Origin of the sequence: Yeguia hominis (assembly GCF_014384705.1) — a bacterium.
In the GTDB taxonomy this organism is placed as follows: Bacteria; Bacillota; Clostridia; order Oscillospirales; family Acutalibacteraceae; genus Yeguia; species Yeguia hominis.
In genome coordinates, this window is record NZ_JACRSN010000018.1 from 12,082 (window position 1) to 28,678 (window position 16,597).

Genomic DNA, 16,597 nt, shown 5'->3' on the forward strand with positions numbered 1-16,597 from the left:
GATTTTTCTTCCTCCGCTTCTGCGATAATTTCCTGCTGCTGTTCAACTGTGGGGAGCGTTACGCGTAGATCAGGTCGTTCAGAATCACTTCCTCCGCCGAGTGGCGAATGGAGTTCATCATCTGCACCCACTGCATCTGATCTTCCGCTTTCAGGCGCTCCGTCACGCCCTGCTTCTCTGCCATCTGTCGGGTCAGGCGTTCCATCATCTCGTTGGCTTGCCGGTCCACTTCCTCCAGATGACTGTTCAGTGTTCCGTTCAGCAGCATCCCGGTGTAGATCCCATCCCGGTGTTTGCGGAGGAATGTCCGCCGCAGCATTCCATACTTCCCAAGCTTCGGGCTCTCCGGCACGGTCAGATCGGGAATCAGATAGTCCCCCTGCATCGTATAGGTCAGTTCCATGTTCGTTGCTCCTTTCCTTGTTTTCTGTTCGGTTCTTATGATACGCAGAAGAACCGGTCTGCGCAAATGTGCGAATCTTCCGCTTTTCCTCCGTCTCCATCTCCTTGACGGTTTCGCCCATTTCCCGGATGACCATCTCAGAAATATCGCTGACTGCGGCACCGAGCACGGAGATTACCTCCACGGTGTTGAAATCAAAGAGATGGCTGAAATCCTCTCGGTCAAAATACCGCCTCGGCTCATAACCTGCACGGGAGAGTGCAATAAAAGCGACGCTGCTTTTCAGCGTGGTTTTCAGCCACGCCTCAAGGCTTGTGTCATCCAGCTCCTCCAGAAAGCTGCCGGCTTTGACAGCGTTCAGCTCCATGAGATAATCTGAAAGATTATCCTCCACGGCATAACCGGAAATATCCATGAGAAGGTGCGGGAAATCTCGCGGCTCCTCCACATCGCCGAAGCTGGCCTGAAGGCTTTCCGATACCGCATATTCGTACTCCGGCTTCATCTGCCAAAGGGTGATGTTCCTTCCGGCACGGCTGTTGGTGTCGGAGATATCAAAGACATGTCTCAGCTTGTAGGGAACATCTCTGTCGATCAGCAGCGCGATGCCTTTCGTGCCCTTGTTTACCCATCTGCCGAGTTTATTCCATGTGTCGATTTCCGCACACGCCGTTGCATCCGGCTTCTGCGCATGGATAAGCAGCTGCTCCTTAAAGCTGTACTTGTAGTTGTTTGCCGCCGTAATCAGAAAATCGGTATATCGGTCGGCATTGGAGGCGATATCCCTGGCAGTCTGGGACGCCATCTCCAAAATGATTCTGTATTTGCTCGGCATGGGAACTCCCTCCTTATCTTACTTTGATCGTGACCTCAACGGTCTGCGCATTCTCTCCGAGGATCGACGCAAATAAAAGCCCGGTCCTGGCGTTGGACACCTTCGTCACAAGCTCATTCAGCCGGCAGACGGTGGTATTGATCTCTTTCTGGTTATCTGCGTAATAGTAGCCCGTTTCATCGCTGCAAACAGGAAAGCCATCCTGTCGTAAGGCGCTGATCTTGCGGCGAATATTTCGTCCGTCAAGCAGAAACAGCTTTTCAAGCTCCTTGCTGTGGATGGCATTTTCTTTGCCAATATGATTTTTACGGAGATACTCGCAGATGGCTTTCTTCTTATCCATAGCTTCTCCTTATCTCTCAGGTTCGTGTTCTTTTTTCTTTGGAGCCATTGCCGGAAGCTTTCTGTAAGGATTGTCCTCAACAGAAAGTCCCTTTGGCAGTGTATCCAGGTCGTTCAGAAACGCACGGGAAATGGTCTTGCCGTTCCGGTCTCGGTAGAGAACGATGCACAGCGGCTCTCCGTGATAGAGCGACTCCTTCAGGTCTTCCAGGAAGCGCTGCTCATCGCTGTACTCAACGCTGCTGCATACTTTTCCGTTGAAAGCCAAATAGTCCAGTCTGGCAATATAACTTTCGCTCGGCAGTGCGTGGTTCATCGTGCCTCACCTCGCTCTCTCTGCCTGGTTGGAAAGCTCCAACCGTACACTTTTCCGATCTCATCGCCAAGCCTGCGGGTGACATAGACAATGTCTGCCCTGGTGGCTGTGCCGTTGTAGATTTTTTCTTTGAGCCGGTCTTTCTGCGCCTTGGAAACATTGTCCTTATATACCCGATAGAGATAATGGTTTGTGCCGTCATGGTGGGTGTCATCGCACCGGAAGTCTCCGTTTCGGTCCACATACCATGTGGTGTAGTCGTAATCAGAGTAAAGGCAGTCACGGATATTGCCGCTGGGAATTTCTTTGTATCCCGTGCGCCTGCCATTCCAAAGCCCCAGATCGGCAACAACCAGTATCGGCTGCGAAAGCTGGATGTCCAAATTCAGGCGTTCGTCCTCAAGATAATGCCCATTTTCCTCATACATCATGGCGACGCGCTCGTCCTCGGAAAGCGTCGGATATTCTTCCTCCATCCAGTCTTTCCACTCCTCATAGTCAAGGTCAGCATTGGACCAGATACGATAATCGTCCTTACTCATCGTGCATCACCTCTGTCCTTCGGCATCATGGGCTTTCCGTCTGCGTCATAATTTCTCGGGTCTGCGGCGGGCACCTGAAAGCCGAACATGGAGCCGGCCTTCATCGCTTCTTCCTGCGCCTTGCTGACGCCGAGCTTTGTGTTGTACTCATTCACGATGCTCCGGGCTTCGTCCTTGTCGGTGACGGGAATGTCCGTTTTGAAGTAGCCTTTTTCGCCGCGCTTGATGATAATGATTTCGTCGCTGCCGGAAAGAACGCTGTAGCACTGCTCGGGCAGGTTGTCCCGAACCGGCTCGCAGGTATGGCCGCCATATTCCATGCGCTCGGCAAACTCACAGATGTGATAGAGGTTGCTCCCGATCTCCACATGGTAGTCGTCGATATAGCGGCAGGTGCGGATCTGATCTTCATTCCACGAATAGTGGATTTTTACCTTGCCGCCATCCGGAATGCGAAACAGCTCCTTGTAATGGCTGTCAATAAAACGGATTCCTTTCTCTGCGTCCTTCAGGTGCTGATCGAGCCAATCCCGGCGATAGCAATAGCAGTACAGGTTGTATTCGCCTCTGTCCGGATTCAGGCGCAGAAGATAGGCATATTTTTCGGTATCCACACGAACGCCATAGTAGCCCGGTTCCTCCTGCATACGGCTTTGGGGTGTGCAATAGCAGTACTTGGCAAGCGCCCTGCGGTTATGAAGAATGTCGCCTTCCTCACGCAGAGAGTTGATGACTTCGTCAAACTCCGCCTTGAACTCATCGGTTTTCAGCTCCTCCCGGAAATCAAACCAGCTGCTGAAAAAGCCGTTGCCGTCTGTATCCATATCTGCCCGGAGGTGGCCGATCAGTCCGGTTTGCATGGAAATTTGCGTGCTCTGACGGAAGGTATATTTGTCCTCCGCCTCGATCATTGCTCTTTTTTCATACTCGATCATCTTGCGTCACCTCTTTCTTTAGCCGGTTTCTTTTCCTGCGCGTGCATCTCTTTCGCTTTCTCCAAGCCCTTCTGCGCCCATTCGGGAAGGCGCTTTTCCTCCATGACACCGAGAAAATCCGTGCGATAAAAGGAGGTCTTTCTCCCGTCGTACAGAGAAATGCAGTAGCAGGTACGGCCTCGCGCATTTGCCTGCGCACCGAAGCCGCCGGTACACAGCATAAGCTGATGATTGGCGTGGCGAAACTCAGGCCGGAGAATGCTGCCCTTGATGACAACCACCTTGTTCTCAATGGAATCTTTGTAGGAAACCGGCGCGCAGCTTTCTGCCATGAGTTCCTCATTTATGCCGACCTCCTGACAGGCTCTCTCGTTTTCCTGAATAATCTCCTCGGCTGCATCCGCTACGCGCTGGCCGAACACCTTTGCAATCTCTGCAAAATCGTCGCTGACCAGCACTCCGGAATAGCGCTCGAAAATGGCGTTGGTCTCTACGAAGCAACACATATACCGTTCATCCTTGTCGGCGTCGGGATTCTCGCCCAGAGCAATATCCTTGTGCCCGATATACATGGAATACTTTACGGAGTAATCTCCGATTTTTCTTGTCTCTTCCATAGCGTCTCCTTTTATAAGCGGGGCGGCATCTGTAAAAAGATGCCGCCCCTTGCCGTTTTACTTCCTGTTCTTCAGGCGAAGAACGATCAGCCCTGCGATAATAAACACCACAAGACCGATGCCGATAATGACCTTAGCGTTCATGCTTGCCTACCTCCTTCTTTTTGCGGAAAGTAAAGAAGGCCGCTGCACCTGCGCCGATTGCAGAGATACCGGCAAGTGCCGCCCAAAGAGGCATATTGGTGGTATCTCCGGTTTTGGGAATATCCGTAACAGGCTTGAGCTTGTTATGGAACTTGGCAACGACCGTCTTTCCTTCGTGAACGGTTACGGTGACATTTGCGGGAAGCTCATACTTCTCGTTGGCTTTGTTGGACACCTCGGAGATCACATAATCGCCGATGCGCAGCCCCTCGATGCGGATCTGACCCTTCTCATCGGTCACAAAGTCCTTGCTGAAGGCATTGCCGGTGATATCCGAGCCCTCCACACGGAAGGTAAAGCCCTTCAGCACGCCGTCATCCGAAGTCTTTTCAATGCGAATGCCTCCGGTCTGTGCCTGGTTGACAAAGCCCTTTCCGGCCTCATTTTCCACGACGACGGTTTTACCATCTTCCTTAATGGAGAAGCTATAGCTTTTCTCATCAAGGAAGAAGCCCTTAGGGGCCTCGGTTTCCTTCAGCGTGTAATCGCCATAGGGCAGATCATCCAGCTTGTAGACGCCGTCGGACAGCTCCTCCATCTGGCCAACGAGCTTTCCGTCACGGTACACCTCAAAGACAGCGCCGTTCAGGTGATGATCGGGATAGTCTTTATCCACCTTGGTCAGCTGAACGCTGCCGCGAATGAGCTTGTTGGTGATCTCGATCTCGATCACAGCGCCGTTCTGATCCACCTTTACAGCATAGTGGGCCTCATCCATCACATAGCCCTCCGGCGCGGCGATTTCACGGACCACATACTCGCCATAGGGGATACCTGTAAAGGAGAAGCTACCGTCCTCTGCGGAAACAGTGGTCAGAATAGGCTCTGTGCCGTCTGTGAGGAACAGGCCGATGGTAGCGCCGGCCAGCGCCTTGCCGTCCTCATCCTTCTTCATGCCGTGGATCTCTCCGTAGATCATCTCGTTGGTAATGCTCTTTCCGTCATTGATGGCAAGCTCCACCACGGGAATTTCCTGGCCGGCATAAGCGAAGGTCACAGGGTACTTCTCATCAGAGAGCATATAGTGGCTGTCGGTGCTGATTTCCTTGACATAGTAGCTGCCGAAGGGAACATCGCTCTTGAGCACAGCCTTTCCGTTTTCATCAAGGGACATGATCTCGATGAGACCGTCCACAGGAATGACGGAGCCGTCTGCTGCGGTAAGCTCCTCGGCGGCATAGAAGCCGAAGGTCACGGCGGAAAGCTCGTTATTCATACCGATACCGAACTGCTTGTTCTGCTCCAGCACCTTGGAAAGAGAAATCCGCGCCTTCTGTCTGTCATTGCAGAAGCTGGCAGCGGTTTCGGTGATCTCAATCTCCTGCCCGGCATAGACAAGCTCTGCGGTATGGGAATCCTTGTTTACGACCATGCCATCGGGGGCTTTCATCTCGGTGATTTCGTATTTTCCCAGATACAGCGGCTTGCTTTCCGCCGTGCCGTCTGCGCCGGTAGTCACCGTATCTACCACCTCGCCGGCGCTGCAGCGCAGCGTACCATCCGGGGTGTAGATGTCCGCCGCTGCCTCGATCTCATAGGTTGCTCCCGCAAGACCCTGCACCGTATAGACCGGCTGATAGACCCCGTCCGCCGCCGTAACAGAGGCAAACACCTCGCCGGTTTTGGAAATCTTGATGATGCCCTTCTGCGCGTAGTTGCCCAGCTTCACCGCAACGACCGTCACGCCGCTTTCCTCGGTGGAATTCTCTTCGGTCACATCAAACTTGACCGCCTCATGACTGAGGATGTAGCCGTAAGGGGCAGAGACCTCCTTGAGGGAGTAGCCCTTGCCAAACTCCAGCTTCTCCGGCGTGATGAGCATGCCGGCGTCATTGGTGTAGAAGGTGTCGATGGTGGTAACCTCCGGATAGGTAAAGGTCATTTCCACCTTGGAGCCATCCGGACGAAAGATCTGGAAGCCCGCACCCGCATAGGGAATGGTATTGCCGGTCTCCGCATCCACCTTGATGACCTTAATGAAGGACTCGAAGTTAGCGTTGTTGATGAGGTAGCGATAGGTCTCGCCGTCCTTGGCAATGAACACATCAAAGTCGCTCATCAGCTCACGACCCTCCCAGCCGGAGACCTGATGCACGGTGTACACGCCGTAGGGCAGGTCCTTGCTCTGGGCAAAGCCGTTTTCATCGCAGGTCAGGTAGTCCCGCTCTGTATCCTTTGCCGCCTCATAGCTGCCTGCGGCTTTCAGATAGATAGCGAACACAGCACCTTCTTCGGGAGTTTCGATCTGCGTATCGCCGTTATCCGAGTGCTTGATGATGGCGATATTGCCCTTCTGCACCTGCTCGGCAACAGCCACAGCAGGCGCAGCGTTCAGCTCAACGGTGTAATTGGCCGCCTCTGCACCGACAGGATAAACGGTGCTGTCCAGAAGATAGCCCTCGGAGGGGCTGATCTCACAAATCGTCCAGTCGTCGCCGCAGACATAATAGCCGGTGGTGAACTGGCCGTTCTCGTCGGTGTAGTAGGTATCCACAAGCTGATCGCCCTTATAAATGCCGTAGGCGGCACCGGCAAGCGAAGCGTCGCCCTGCGCCGTTCCGACCTCACAGTCGCTCTTAGTGACGGTGACATTGAATTTCTTGAGGATGTTGGAAACGCTCTTATTGGTTACGCTGTTCCACTCCACTGCGGCGCTCTGGCTATCGGGAATTACATAGCGAATGGCGGTGTCCATCTCCTCCAGTGTGTAGCCGGTGCCGATGAGCACATCCTTGAAAGTCGCAACACCGTTTTCATCGGTAACAGCAAATTCATCCACGGGCAGACCGCTGAGGGAGGTTCCAAAAAGGTGGAACTTCACACCCTGGTTCAGTCCGTCCTCGGAGGTCTTGGTCACGGTCAGATCGCCGCGGCGGAGTACATTGTTGAAGGAAACCGTCGCCGTCTGCCCAGCGAGCACGGTAACACGGTGGCTTTCCTGGGGTACATACTTGTCGTAGCTCTGTTCAGTGACGGTATAGACACCGGGCATCAGATTGTCGATGCGAATTTCACCGTTCCGGTCGGTGGTAACGGTCTGATTGACGCCCTCGCCGGTGATGGTGAAGGTAATGCCGTCCACCCTGCCGTCCTCGCTGGTCTTGATGATTTTAGCGCCGCCATAGCTGACCTTCAGCTTGAGAAACGCTCTTACAGGGTCGCTGACGGAGGCCGTATAGGTGATGGTATCCTGAACGCCGCCGTTGGGGCCGTACTTATAGTCCGTCCAAACAAGAACGCCGCAGCGGGAAGCACTTCGACTTGCGGAGATCGTCACATTGCCGCTGGGAGCCGTATCGGTGGTGATAGTGAGCGTATTGCCCGACACGCTGAAATGGAAGCCTGTCTCACTGGCGGAGAAGGTAAACTGTGACAGCACGCGGTTGGTATCCGTGAGCTCGGCAATGTACTGACTGCCATCCCACGCAAGCTCAATGGTCTTTGCGCCGCCGCTGCTTCTGCTCATAAAGCTGGGGCAAACGGCATGGCTCTGCACACTGGACTCGATGCTGTCGTAATAATCCATGATTCGGCTATACAGCGGATGATTGGGGGAAACCAGCGACAGGATCTCGTCATAGCCGCCGGTGCTCACATGATCAAAGTCCGCATCGCGCTCGCCCACAACCGTTTCCCAAACAAGTAGCTGAGTCGCGAAGGCGTGGGCCAGCTTATCCGCATCGGAATCGTTCTGCGATCTCCACGAGGTGGAAAGGTTGCCCTGATAGCCATACTGCATGATACGCCCCAACAGCAGCTTAATATCGTCCGGCTCGATGGTGTTGTTGTACTGGCTGGGATAGTTATCCCAAAAATCCTCACCGAAGCCGTGATAGGTATCGCCGACATTTCGGGAAAGGCCGGGCTCGATGCAGTAGCACACCTTCCCGTCAAAGGAATCCATACAGTGCAGGGTGGTGTAGTTGCTGGAGCCTGTTGCCCAGCCGTTCATATAGTTTTTCGCGGAGTGACCCCATGCGTCCGCAGAGTAAATCTGAGCAGCGTCTCCGTCACGGGGGAAGGAAATCATATAGGACTCCGCTGTTTCGCTTGCGGCGAAGGCCGTGGTCGTGCCAAAGCCTGCAAGCACGGTGAATGCCATGAGGACTGCAAGCAGTCCCGACATTCCTCTTTTGAAAATCTTCTTCATTCGTTCTGTCCTCCTTCAAGGCATGAAAAAAGCACCGTGCTTCCACGATGCTCATTTCGGCGTATTGACTTGTTGATGCTTATGCGTACCCGATATAGATTAGGTAGCTGCTTGTGCCGATGCACTCGTACCAGATCCAGACAGCGGTTATCTCCTCGTCCTTCGCGTATCTGTTCAGGCGGGAGCTGATGTCTCTCTCCAGGTAGATGCAGGTCGGCTTTGCGATGATCGGATTGTCCCAGCAATCGGTTGCCGAGCTATCCAAGGTCAGCCCCAAGCTCACCGCCATGCTTTTTGCGTAAGAAATCCAGTGCTCGATATCAAATGTGGGCTCGGGCACCGAAGTCGGTTCCGGCTCGGTTATCGCAGGAACGGATGGTTCCTCTTTTGGACTTTCTATTTTCTCCGGCTTCTCCGGAAGCACGGGTGCCTGCCGGTCTTCCTCCGGTGTCGGCGCATTCGATTCTGTGGGCGCGCTTACCGGCTCAGAAGAAAAGCTCGGGCTGCTATCGTGCTTGTCCTCATTCAGCATGGAATCTGCGGGATCGACGGCTTCTGTGGGAGCGTTTGGTTCTGTGGATACCGGCTCAAAGGAAGCAGGCGTTCCTTCCTGTGGTGTTAGAGCTTTCGGTGTGTTTCCCACCGTTTGCCCTTGCAGGGGCTCTGCGGCGCATCCGGAAAGCAATACAGAAAGCAGGAGCGCGCACAACATGAGATTCTTTTTCATGGGATGACCTCCAATGACTGTTTTTTCTCATATTGTACGAATGCACTTGGTTTTCTTCAATTGTGCCGCCTGTATATTTTCCTTTTGAGCTGGTATTGCCGGTAAATGAGGGGGGAGAGTGTGAGAGGGGGAACGGCGCTGACGCAGCGTCAAAAGGGTAGACTGCTCCCTTGGCGAAGAGCCTATCTTGCGTCATTCCGACTTTTCTGCCTTTCCTGATACCGGTGATAATATTCCAGCGCTTTTAGAATATACTCACCGGTTTTTTCGTAAGGAACGCTGGCAGGGATAAACCTTCTGGCCTCGGCGTACTTGATGTTGATCTTCTCCCTCTGGTTCGGCTTTTCCTCGCTCATGATCGACTCGATGACCTCGTTGTTCAGCTTTCCCTCCTGAGAGAACCGCTTCAGCTTGATGGCCTGGGCAAGGGACGGAGTGGCATCCACATAGGCGATTTGCTCCAGCAAGGCACTCTGTTCCTCTTTTTGCAGGTAAGAGAGTTCCACCGCCGGTCTGAACGCAATGCGCCCTTCATCAACCAAATCCAGAAGCTCCGGAATGAGCTCTGTAAGACGAATATAGCGGAACACCTGTCTTTCACTGTCTGAACTCTGCTGTGCGATTTCTCCTGCGCTGTTTAACTTTGTGCCCACTGGGCAGAAAGTTAAATCTGTACGCTGTCCCTGTCGGTTCATAGCTTCCAGCCTCATCTTGTACGAAAAAGCTTTTTCACTCGGCAGTATCACAGAACGCTGCAGGTTCGATTCCACCATTAGAATGATGGCCTCGTCTCGGGTCATCTCCCGCACCTCGGCTTTCACGGTATCAAACCCGGCAAGCTCGCAGGCCTTCTTTCTGCGATGCCCCGATACGATTTCGTACCGCCCGTCCTCCTTCGGTCGGAGGGTGACAGGGGTGATGATCCCGCGCTCCTTGATGCTCTGAACAAGCTGATCCATGTCCTCATCCAGCTTCACCTTGAAGGGGTGATCGGGAAAATCGTCGATCTTCGAGAGGGGAATATCATAAATGCGCGGGAGCTTGTTTTCCTTTCGCTCCGCCTCATTCATGAAAAGCTCATCGTACCCGGTCAGGCCCAGATCGATTTTTTGCACGCTCTTCAATCTCTGTCACCTCCTTTGTCAGAGCCTCATACGCTGCTGCGACCTTGCCGTTCCTGTCGTGGGAGAAAATGCTCTCTCCGGAAAGACTGCACTCCGCAGCTCTTACCGAAAAGGGAATCTCGGAACGGAACACGCGGATGTTCTCTCCCACGGTGGAACGGAGCGAGGAAATAATCGCCTTGGCGTTGTTGGTGCGGTTATCCACCATCGTCAGCAAAATGCCGTCAATCTTCAGTCTTGGATTGATCTGCCGCTTGATCTTTGAAATGGAGCGCAGAAGCAGGTTAAGACCTTTGGTTGACAGGAAGTTCGGCTGAGACGGGATAATTACACTGTCTGCCGCAACCAGCGCATTGACCGTCATCATGCCCAGAGAGGGCATACAGTCAATCAGAATGTAGTCGTAGCTCTTTCTCATGCCGTCGATGGCGTTCTTCAGAACATACTCGCGGCTCATAACATTGAACAGGCCCGTTTCCATACCGGAGAGCTCAATGTTCGAGGGAAGCAAATCCACACCCTCCTGGTGCCGGATAATTGCACCCTCCGCAAGCGGCTCATCATCAATGACCGACTGCATAAGGGAAGACAGCGATACATCCAGCTCGTCTGGGTTCTTTATGCCGAGGCTCACGGTTAAGCTGCCCTGCGGGTCAGCATCCACCAGCAGGACCCGTTTCCCGGAGCTTGCAAGTCCCACACCGAGATTGACTGCGGTCGTCGTCTTGCCGACGCCGCCCTTCTGATTCGTGATGGCGATCACCTTACAGTTTTCCATGGGGTTTTCCTCCTTTCTCTTTATTTGAATCATTTCTGATCCACGAAAGCCTCAAAATACCTTTTGGGGCTTTCGTCGCTGCATTTCATTTTTCCTCGAACCCAAAATGCAGAAAAGGAAATCAACAGGCGTTCGGCTGCTGACCGAACTCATAGGAATCTCACCTCTGCCGGGTACTCCGCCAGCCCCATAGGGAAGTATCATTGTCCCTGAATCGTTTCATCGCCTTATCCGTAGCAAGCGGATATTTCAGAATGGTTCGGAATCGCTACCAACCTTGCTTTCCGTGATAACCCTTACGGGCAGGAAGTTCGTGGCGCACCTTCATCCGGCTGGGGCCTTCGCCCCCGATCAGGAATGTACCTGTTGAATGTGTATTCGATTGTCAAGGAACAGGTGAGAGGTTTTTGCCCCTCAAGTGGTAGATCACGGGAAAGGGCAAAAATTAAGTCTCCGGAGAAATTTCTAAAAAATTTTTTCATGGGCTCCTCCTTCGAGCATTCATCATTGGAATATCTGAAAACAAAAAAGGCCCAGCTACCGCAATGGGTAACTGGGCCTCAACCATCCGTATATGGTATAAACGGGAATAAACTTCGCCAAAAGAATTCAAAGCAAAACAAAGATGCCGGGAGGGATAAATCGCCTCTATAGATGTGCCTCGCAGGGCTCGGAATGGAGGGGGATTTTCCCCTATTTTTTAACCCATTCATCGCTCCAAACTCGGTTTTCCCCTATGGTTAACCCATTAAAAACGGGATAGAGAGCATCAAATTTCCTCAAAAGGAAACAGCAGAATCAAAAAAGAAAAACCCCGGAAACCGTTGAGTTTCCAGGGCTTTTGGGCATTTTGAAGTCTCGATCAGCGCTTGCTGAACTGCGGAGCGCGACGAGCGGCTTTGAGACCGTATTTCTTACGCTCTTTCATTCTCGGGTCACGGGTCAGGAACCCGGCCTTTTTCAGCGCAGAGCGAAGGTTTTCAGAATCATACTGCAGAAGCGCACGGGAAATACCGTGACGGATCGCACCGGCCTGGCCGGTAACGCCGCCGCCTGCAACGCGGCATACGACGTCAAACTTCTCGTCTGTCTCTGTGAGAACCAGCGGCTGGCGAACGATCAGCTTCAAGGTCTCAAGACCAAAATACTCATCGATATCGCGGTCATTGATGGTGATTTTCCCGGAACCCTGATAAATTCTTACGCGGGCCACGGAGCTCTTTCTTCTGCCTGTTCCGTAGAAGTACGGTGCTTTATCATACATAACTGTCTATCCTCCTTAAAGCTCCCAGGTCTCGGGCTTCTGAGCGGCATGTTTATGCTCGCTGCCTGCAAATGCGCGCAGTCTGAGGAATTCATCGCGGCCGATCGAAGAATCGGGCAGCATTCTCTTTACTGCAAGCTGCATCACGAATTCCGGCTTTGTTTCCATCAGCTTATCATAGCGAACCGCCTTGAGATGGCCAATATAGCCAGTGTGGCGATAGTAATATTTCTCCTCTGCTTTTTTACCGGTCAGAACGGCCTGTGCGCAGTTGATGATGATGACGTGATCGCCGCAATCAACATGCGGTGCGAAGATCGGCTTATGCTTGCCGCGCAGCAAAGTCGCGGCCTGTGCTGCAACGCGCCCAACAGGCTTGCCCGCTGCATCAATGACATACCATTTCCGGTCGATCTGCCCGGCTTTTGGCATATACGTGGACATAAAGATTCCCTCCTGATTCATTTGAAATTCCATTGTTAATTTCTCTTCCTTCGCGAATAGGCAGTTCACCTTTGAAAGGAAGGGCAAGTATGATCTTATCATACCGTTTTGTTTCTGTCAACCCTTTTTTAATTTATTTCTGTGATATCTCTTGTTTCCTCCGTTTTATATCCATTTTTCTCTCCTATTCTCTCTTGCTATTTCACTTTTTGATCTTTTCAAAAACCAGCTTCCGGTTTATAATGAAAAAGAATGGTTCGGCGTTTCCTGAACCGAAACCTCTTTTATGAGAATGAGAACAGGTGTGATTCGGATGCAAAAGCTGGAGGGCCTTATGCGGGCCGCACTCGATAAATATGAAATGCTCTCACCAAATGACCGGATTGCTGTCGGCGTCTCCGGCGGCAAAGATTCTTTGGTGCTTCTTTGCGCACTGGCGCATTTGCGGGAATATCATCCCATTCCGTTCACTGTCACCGCAATTACCATCGATCCCTGCTTTGAGGGCATTCAGACGGATTATACCGGCATCGAAGCGTTGTGTGCATCGCTGAAGGTTCCCTTTCTTGTGCGGCGTTCCCGGCTCGGTACGATTGTTTTCGAAGAACGCAAAGAACCGAATCCCTGTAGTCTTTGCGCCAGAATGCGCCGCGGAATCCTGCATAATATGGCAAAAGAAGCTGGATGCAACAAGTTGGCGCTGGGCCATCACTTTGACGATGCCGTACAGACATTTATGATGAATCTCTTTTACGGCGGTAAAATCGGCTGTTTTGCGCCCAAAACCTATCTTTCCCGCAAGGATCTGACCATGATCCGCCCTATGCTTTTCTGCCCGGAACAGGACATCGCGCGCGCCGCCAAAAGGCTCTCGCTTCCGGTCGCAAAGAGCCGCTGTCCGGTTGATGGAAACACCTGCCGCGCACAGACCGCCGCGCTGCTTGCAGACCTCGAAAAACAGTTTCCGGATCTGCGGGCTAAAATTATGGGGGCAATGCAGCGGGCCGGTATTGATGGGTGGGGAATTCCTCCCGTGCTGCCTCGATCCTAAAAGATGCTATCAAAAAAGCGCTGAAAGCTTCGGCCTTCGGCGCTTTCCGTTTTATTCACGCGTTTCAAAAACCGGGACAATAAAAAACTGCGGCAAGTTAAAAAAACTTACCGCAGTGTGGTGGACGTTACAGGACTCGAACCTGTGAACCCTTCGCACGTCAAGCGAATGCTCTACCAGCTGAGCTAAACGTCCGGATTGCTTATCTATTATATCCGATCCGATTCAAAAAATCAACCTTTTTTTCGGAATTTTCTCTTTTTTATCAAAAAATCTTTCATTTCACCCTCTTGACAGTAGAATCCTCTTGGGATTATCATGGTAAATGCAAATAGTTTGCATTTGGAGGACTAAATAGCCTTGAAAAAAAATCGTCTTGCATGCTTCTTTCTTGCATGCATTCTTTTGTGTATCATCGGGATTCCCGGCTGCAAAACGCAGCCGGAACAGAAGCCCCATCTGCGAATTGTAACATCATTTTATCCGATGTACATCAGTACGATCAATCTCACAAAGGATATTCCCGGCATTCGGGTAGAAAATATGGCCGGACAGCAGGCTGGGTGTCTGCACGACTACCAGCTGCAGAGCAGCGATATGCAGGAACTGGAAGCCGCAGATGTTTTTGTGATCAACGGCGCCGGAATGGAATCTTTCCTTGATAAAGTCATTGAACAGCTGCCTTCCTTGCGCGTGATTGACGCCAGCGAAGGCATTCCCCTGCTTGAAGAAAACGCGCACGTCTGGGTCAGCCTTTCCGGATGCATGGAGCAGGTTCGCAACATTGCCGACGGTCTGAAAGCCGCCGACCCGGCGCATGCATCAGACTACGAAAGAAATGCGACCGTTTATCTAAAAAAGCTCTCTGCGCTTCAGAACAAAATGCATCAGGCGCTCGACCCGCTTCCAAACCGTGAAATCGTCACCATGCACGAGGCTTTCCCTTATTTTGCGGAAGAATTTCATCTGCACATCGCCGGTGTCGTCAATCGCGAACCGGACAGCCAGCCCAGTGCCAAAGAGCTTGCCGAAACCATTGATCTGATTCGTCAAACCGGTGTCACGGCCGTTTTTGCAGAACCGCAATATTCGGTCTCTGCCGCAGATATTATTGCAGCGGAAAGCGGTGTTTCGGTTTACACACTGGATCCCGCTTCCACCGGTGACGACGATCCGGACGCCTATCTTCACGCGATGGAATCCAATCTTGCCGTGCTAAAAACAGCGTTGCAGAAAACGAACCAGGAATCAGGAGCAATATCATGAGTGAAACATGCAAATGCAGTTTAAAAGTTCAAAATTTAGGAGTCCGAAAGGACGGCCGCGTTCTTCTGCATGACGTCGGGTTTACGGTTCACCACGGGGAAATTGCCGCTCTGATCGGCAGAAACGGCGCTGGAAAAACAACACTGCTGCGCGCGCTGCTCGGACGAATCCCCCACACCGGCTCCATTCAGTTTTTTGGCCCTACCGGAGCCGAAATTCGCAAGCCCAAAATTGGATATGTCCCACAGAACGTCACGTTTGATCGTTCGATTCCGGTCACTGCCGGCGATCTGCTCTGCGCAAATCTTTCCTCTTGTCCGGTTTGGCTTTTCCGCAAAAAGGCCGTTCGTGCGGAAGCCGAGTCCATTCTCCGGATAACCGGCGGAAAAAACCTCTTGGACAAACCGATTGGAACGCTCTCCGGCGGCGAGCTGCAGCGGGTTTTGCTTGCCTTTGCACTTCGTCCGACACCCGATTTGCTGCTGCTTGACGAGCCGGTTTCTGCAGTAGACAATCGGGGGATCGAGGCTTTTTACGAACTGGTTACCGGACTGCGGCGGGAATATCATATGCCGGTCATTCTTGTCTCGCACAATCTTGCGCATGTCCGGCGTTACACGACATCGGCCATTTTGCTGGATCAAACCGTTCTGCTCACAGGAAGCACCGAACAGGTTATGCATTCTGAAGAGGTCCGGCAGACCTTCGGGCTGCTGTAAATGGGAGGATCTTTTATGGATATTCTGTATGCAATTTTAGATGCCGTCTTCCCATTTCGGTGGGCGGAATACCAGTTCATGAAAAATGCGTTTCTAGCGGTGCTTCTCATCACGCCGCTTTTCGGTCTTGTCGGAACTATGATTGTCAACAACCGTATGGCTTTCTTTTCCGACGCACTGGGGCATTCTGCGCTGACCGGCATCGCAATCGGCGTTCTGTTGGGCGTTCACCACTATTTGCTTTCCATGATCGGGTTTGCTTTGCTCTTCGCGGTTGCAATTTCTGCGGTTATGGAATCCGGAACCTCCTCTGCCGATACGATCATCAGCGTTTTCTCTTCTGCCGGACTGGCGCTTGGCATTGTACTGCTCTCTGCAAACGGCGGTTTTGCAAAATATTCCGGTTATCTCATCGGCGATATTCTAACCGTTCAACCGGAAGAAATTGCGCTTCTGGCCATCTTGTTACTCGTCATTGTTCTGATCTGGGGCCGGTTTTACAACAAGCTCCTTCTAACCAGCCTGAATCCGGATATGGCTTCCGGAAAAGGCATTCGCGTCCGTTTGATTGAAAAATCATTTGTGATCATCGTCGCGGTTTTGGTGACGGTTTCTATTAAATGGATCGGCGTATTGATGATCAATTCCCTGCTGGTTCTTCCCGCTGCAACTGCGCGCAACATAACCCACAGCGTTCGGGGAAGCCACGCCGCCAGTGTGGGACTTTCCCTGTTTTCCGGAATTTCCGGTCTCATTTTATCCTTCTATCTGGGCACCGCTGCCGGCGGCACTATTGTTCTCCTTGCAGCTCTGCTGTTTTTTCTTAGTTATGGAATCAACCGGGCGGCATCGCACCGGTAACCGGTCATCTTTTCTTTCG

The 16,597-nt window shown here is 52.3% G+C and carries 16 protein-coding genes and 1 tRNA gene; 4 read left to right on the plus strand and 13 right to left on the minus strand.

Annotated elements, in window-relative coordinates; all coding sequences use genetic code 11:
• Positions 1–58: 58 nt before the first annotated feature.
• The 12 genes from IAG03_RS10975 to rplM all read right to left on the minus strand — a co-directional run bounded on the left by IAG03_RS10975 (position 59) and on the right by rplM (position 12,681).
• On the minus strand, positions 59–403 hold the full coding sequence (locus IAG03_RS10975) for a TnpV protein (protein ID WP_249320074.1): 345 nt from the start codon (positions 401–403) through the stop codon (positions 59–61).
• Positions 404–1,251: 848 nt separating this feature from the next.
• Entirely contained in the window at positions 1,252–1,581 is a 330-nt protein-coding gene (locus IAG03_RS10980) for a hypothetical protein (protein WP_249320075.1), read from the minus strand.
• A gap of 9 nt (positions 1,582–1,590) precedes the next feature.
• The gene (locus IAG03_RS10985; protein WP_249320076.1) at positions 1,591–1,896 is read right to left on the minus strand and encodes a hypothetical protein; all 306 of its coding nucleotides are present in this window, start codon (positions 1,894–1,896) and stop codon (positions 1,591–1,593) included.
• The gene (locus IAG03_RS10990; protein WP_249320077.1) at positions 1,893–2,438 is read right to left on the minus strand and encodes a hypothetical protein; all 546 of its coding nucleotides are present in this window, start codon (positions 2,436–2,438) and stop codon (positions 1,893–1,895) included. The genes IAG03_RS10985 and IAG03_RS10990 overlap by 4 nt, the downstream gene beginning before the upstream one ends.
• Entirely contained in the window at positions 2,435–3,373 is a 939-nt protein-coding gene (locus IAG03_RS10995; protein ID WP_249320078.1) for a hypothetical protein, read from the minus strand. The genes IAG03_RS10990 and IAG03_RS10995 overlap by 4 nt, the downstream gene beginning before the upstream one ends.
• Positions 3,370–3,990, minus strand: coding sequence for a hypothetical protein (locus IAG03_RS11000; RefSeq protein WP_249320079.1), 621 nt, complete (start codon positions 3,988–3,990; stop codon positions 3,370–3,372). Before IAG03_RS11000 ends, IAG03_RS10995 begins: the two co-directional genes overlap by 4 nt.
• 133 nt (positions 3,991–4,123) lie before the next feature.
• Positions 4,124–8,344 (minus strand): SpaA isopeptide-forming pilin-related protein, encoded by a 4,221-nt coding sequence (locus IAG03_RS11005; protein WP_249320080.1) that lies wholly within the window; start codon positions 8,342–8,344, stop codon positions 4,124–4,126.
• A 79-nt stretch (positions 8,345–8,423) separates the two neighbouring features.
• Positions 8,424–9,071, minus strand: coding sequence for a hypothetical protein (locus IAG03_RS11010; protein ID WP_249320081.1), 648 nt, complete (start codon positions 9,069–9,071; stop codon positions 8,424–8,426).
• 182 nt (positions 9,072–9,253) lie between these two features.
• The gene (locus tag IAG03_RS11015) at positions 9,254–10,141 is read right to left on the minus strand and encodes a ParB/RepB/Spo0J family partition protein (protein WP_346726138.1); all 888 of its coding nucleotides are present in this window, start codon (positions 10,139–10,141) and stop codon (positions 9,254–9,256) included.
• A gap of 7 nt (positions 10,142–10,148) precedes the next feature.
• A complete protein-coding gene (locus IAG03_RS11020) occupies positions 10,149–10,973 on the minus strand; it encodes a ParA family protein (RefSeq protein ID WP_249320083.1) in 825 nt (274 codons plus the stop codon).
• Between the two features lie 862 nt (positions 10,974–11,835).
• Positions 11,836–12,237, minus strand: a complete 402-nt coding sequence (gene rpsI / locus IAG03_RS11025; RefSeq protein WP_249320084.1) for a 30S ribosomal protein S9 — start codon at positions 12,235–12,237, stop codon at positions 11,836–11,838.
• A 15-nt stretch (positions 12,238–12,252) separates the two neighbouring features.
• A complete protein-coding gene (gene rplM / locus IAG03_RS11030) occupies positions 12,253–12,681 on the minus strand; it encodes a 50S ribosomal protein L13 (protein ID WP_249320085.1) in 429 nt (142 codons plus the stop codon).
• A 313-nt stretch (positions 12,682–12,994) separates the two neighbouring features.
• Here rplM and IAG03_RS11035 point away from each other — a divergent pair, with 313 nt between their 5' ends.
• Positions 12,995–13,732 (plus strand): tRNA 2-thiocytidine biosynthesis TtcA family protein, encoded by a 738-nt coding sequence (locus IAG03_RS11035; RefSeq protein WP_249320086.1) that lies wholly within the window; start codon positions 12,995–12,997, stop codon positions 13,730–13,732.
• Between the two features lie 118 nt (positions 13,733–13,850).
• Here the strand turns inward: IAG03_RS11035 and IAG03_RS11040 are convergent.
• Positions 13,851–13,927: transfer RNA gene (locus IAG03_RS11040), tRNA-Val, on the minus strand.
• 165 nt (positions 13,928–14,092) lie between these two features.
• Here IAG03_RS11040 and IAG03_RS11045 point away from each other — a divergent pair.
• From IAG03_RS11045 to IAG03_RS11055, 3 genes are read left to right on the plus strand one after another with little or no spacing between them, the layout of a single operon-like run.
• Positions 14,093–14,998, plus strand: a complete 906-nt coding sequence (locus IAG03_RS11045) for a metal ABC transporter substrate-binding protein (RefSeq protein ID WP_249320087.1) — start codon at positions 14,093–14,095, stop codon at positions 14,996–14,998.
• Positions 14,995–15,717, plus strand: coding sequence for a metal ABC transporter ATP-binding protein (locus IAG03_RS11050; RefSeq protein ID WP_249320088.1), 723 nt, complete (start codon positions 14,995–14,997; stop codon positions 15,715–15,717). Before IAG03_RS11045 ends, IAG03_RS11050 begins: the two co-directional genes overlap by 4 nt.
• A gap of 15 nt (positions 15,718–15,732) precedes the next feature.
• Positions 15,733–16,578: a metal ABC transporter permease gene (locus IAG03_RS11055; RefSeq protein WP_249320089.1), complete on the plus strand. Its 846-nt coding sequence runs from the start codon at positions 15,733–15,735 to the stop codon at positions 16,576–16,578.
• The last annotated feature ends 19 nt before the right edge of the window (positions 16,579–16,597 follow it).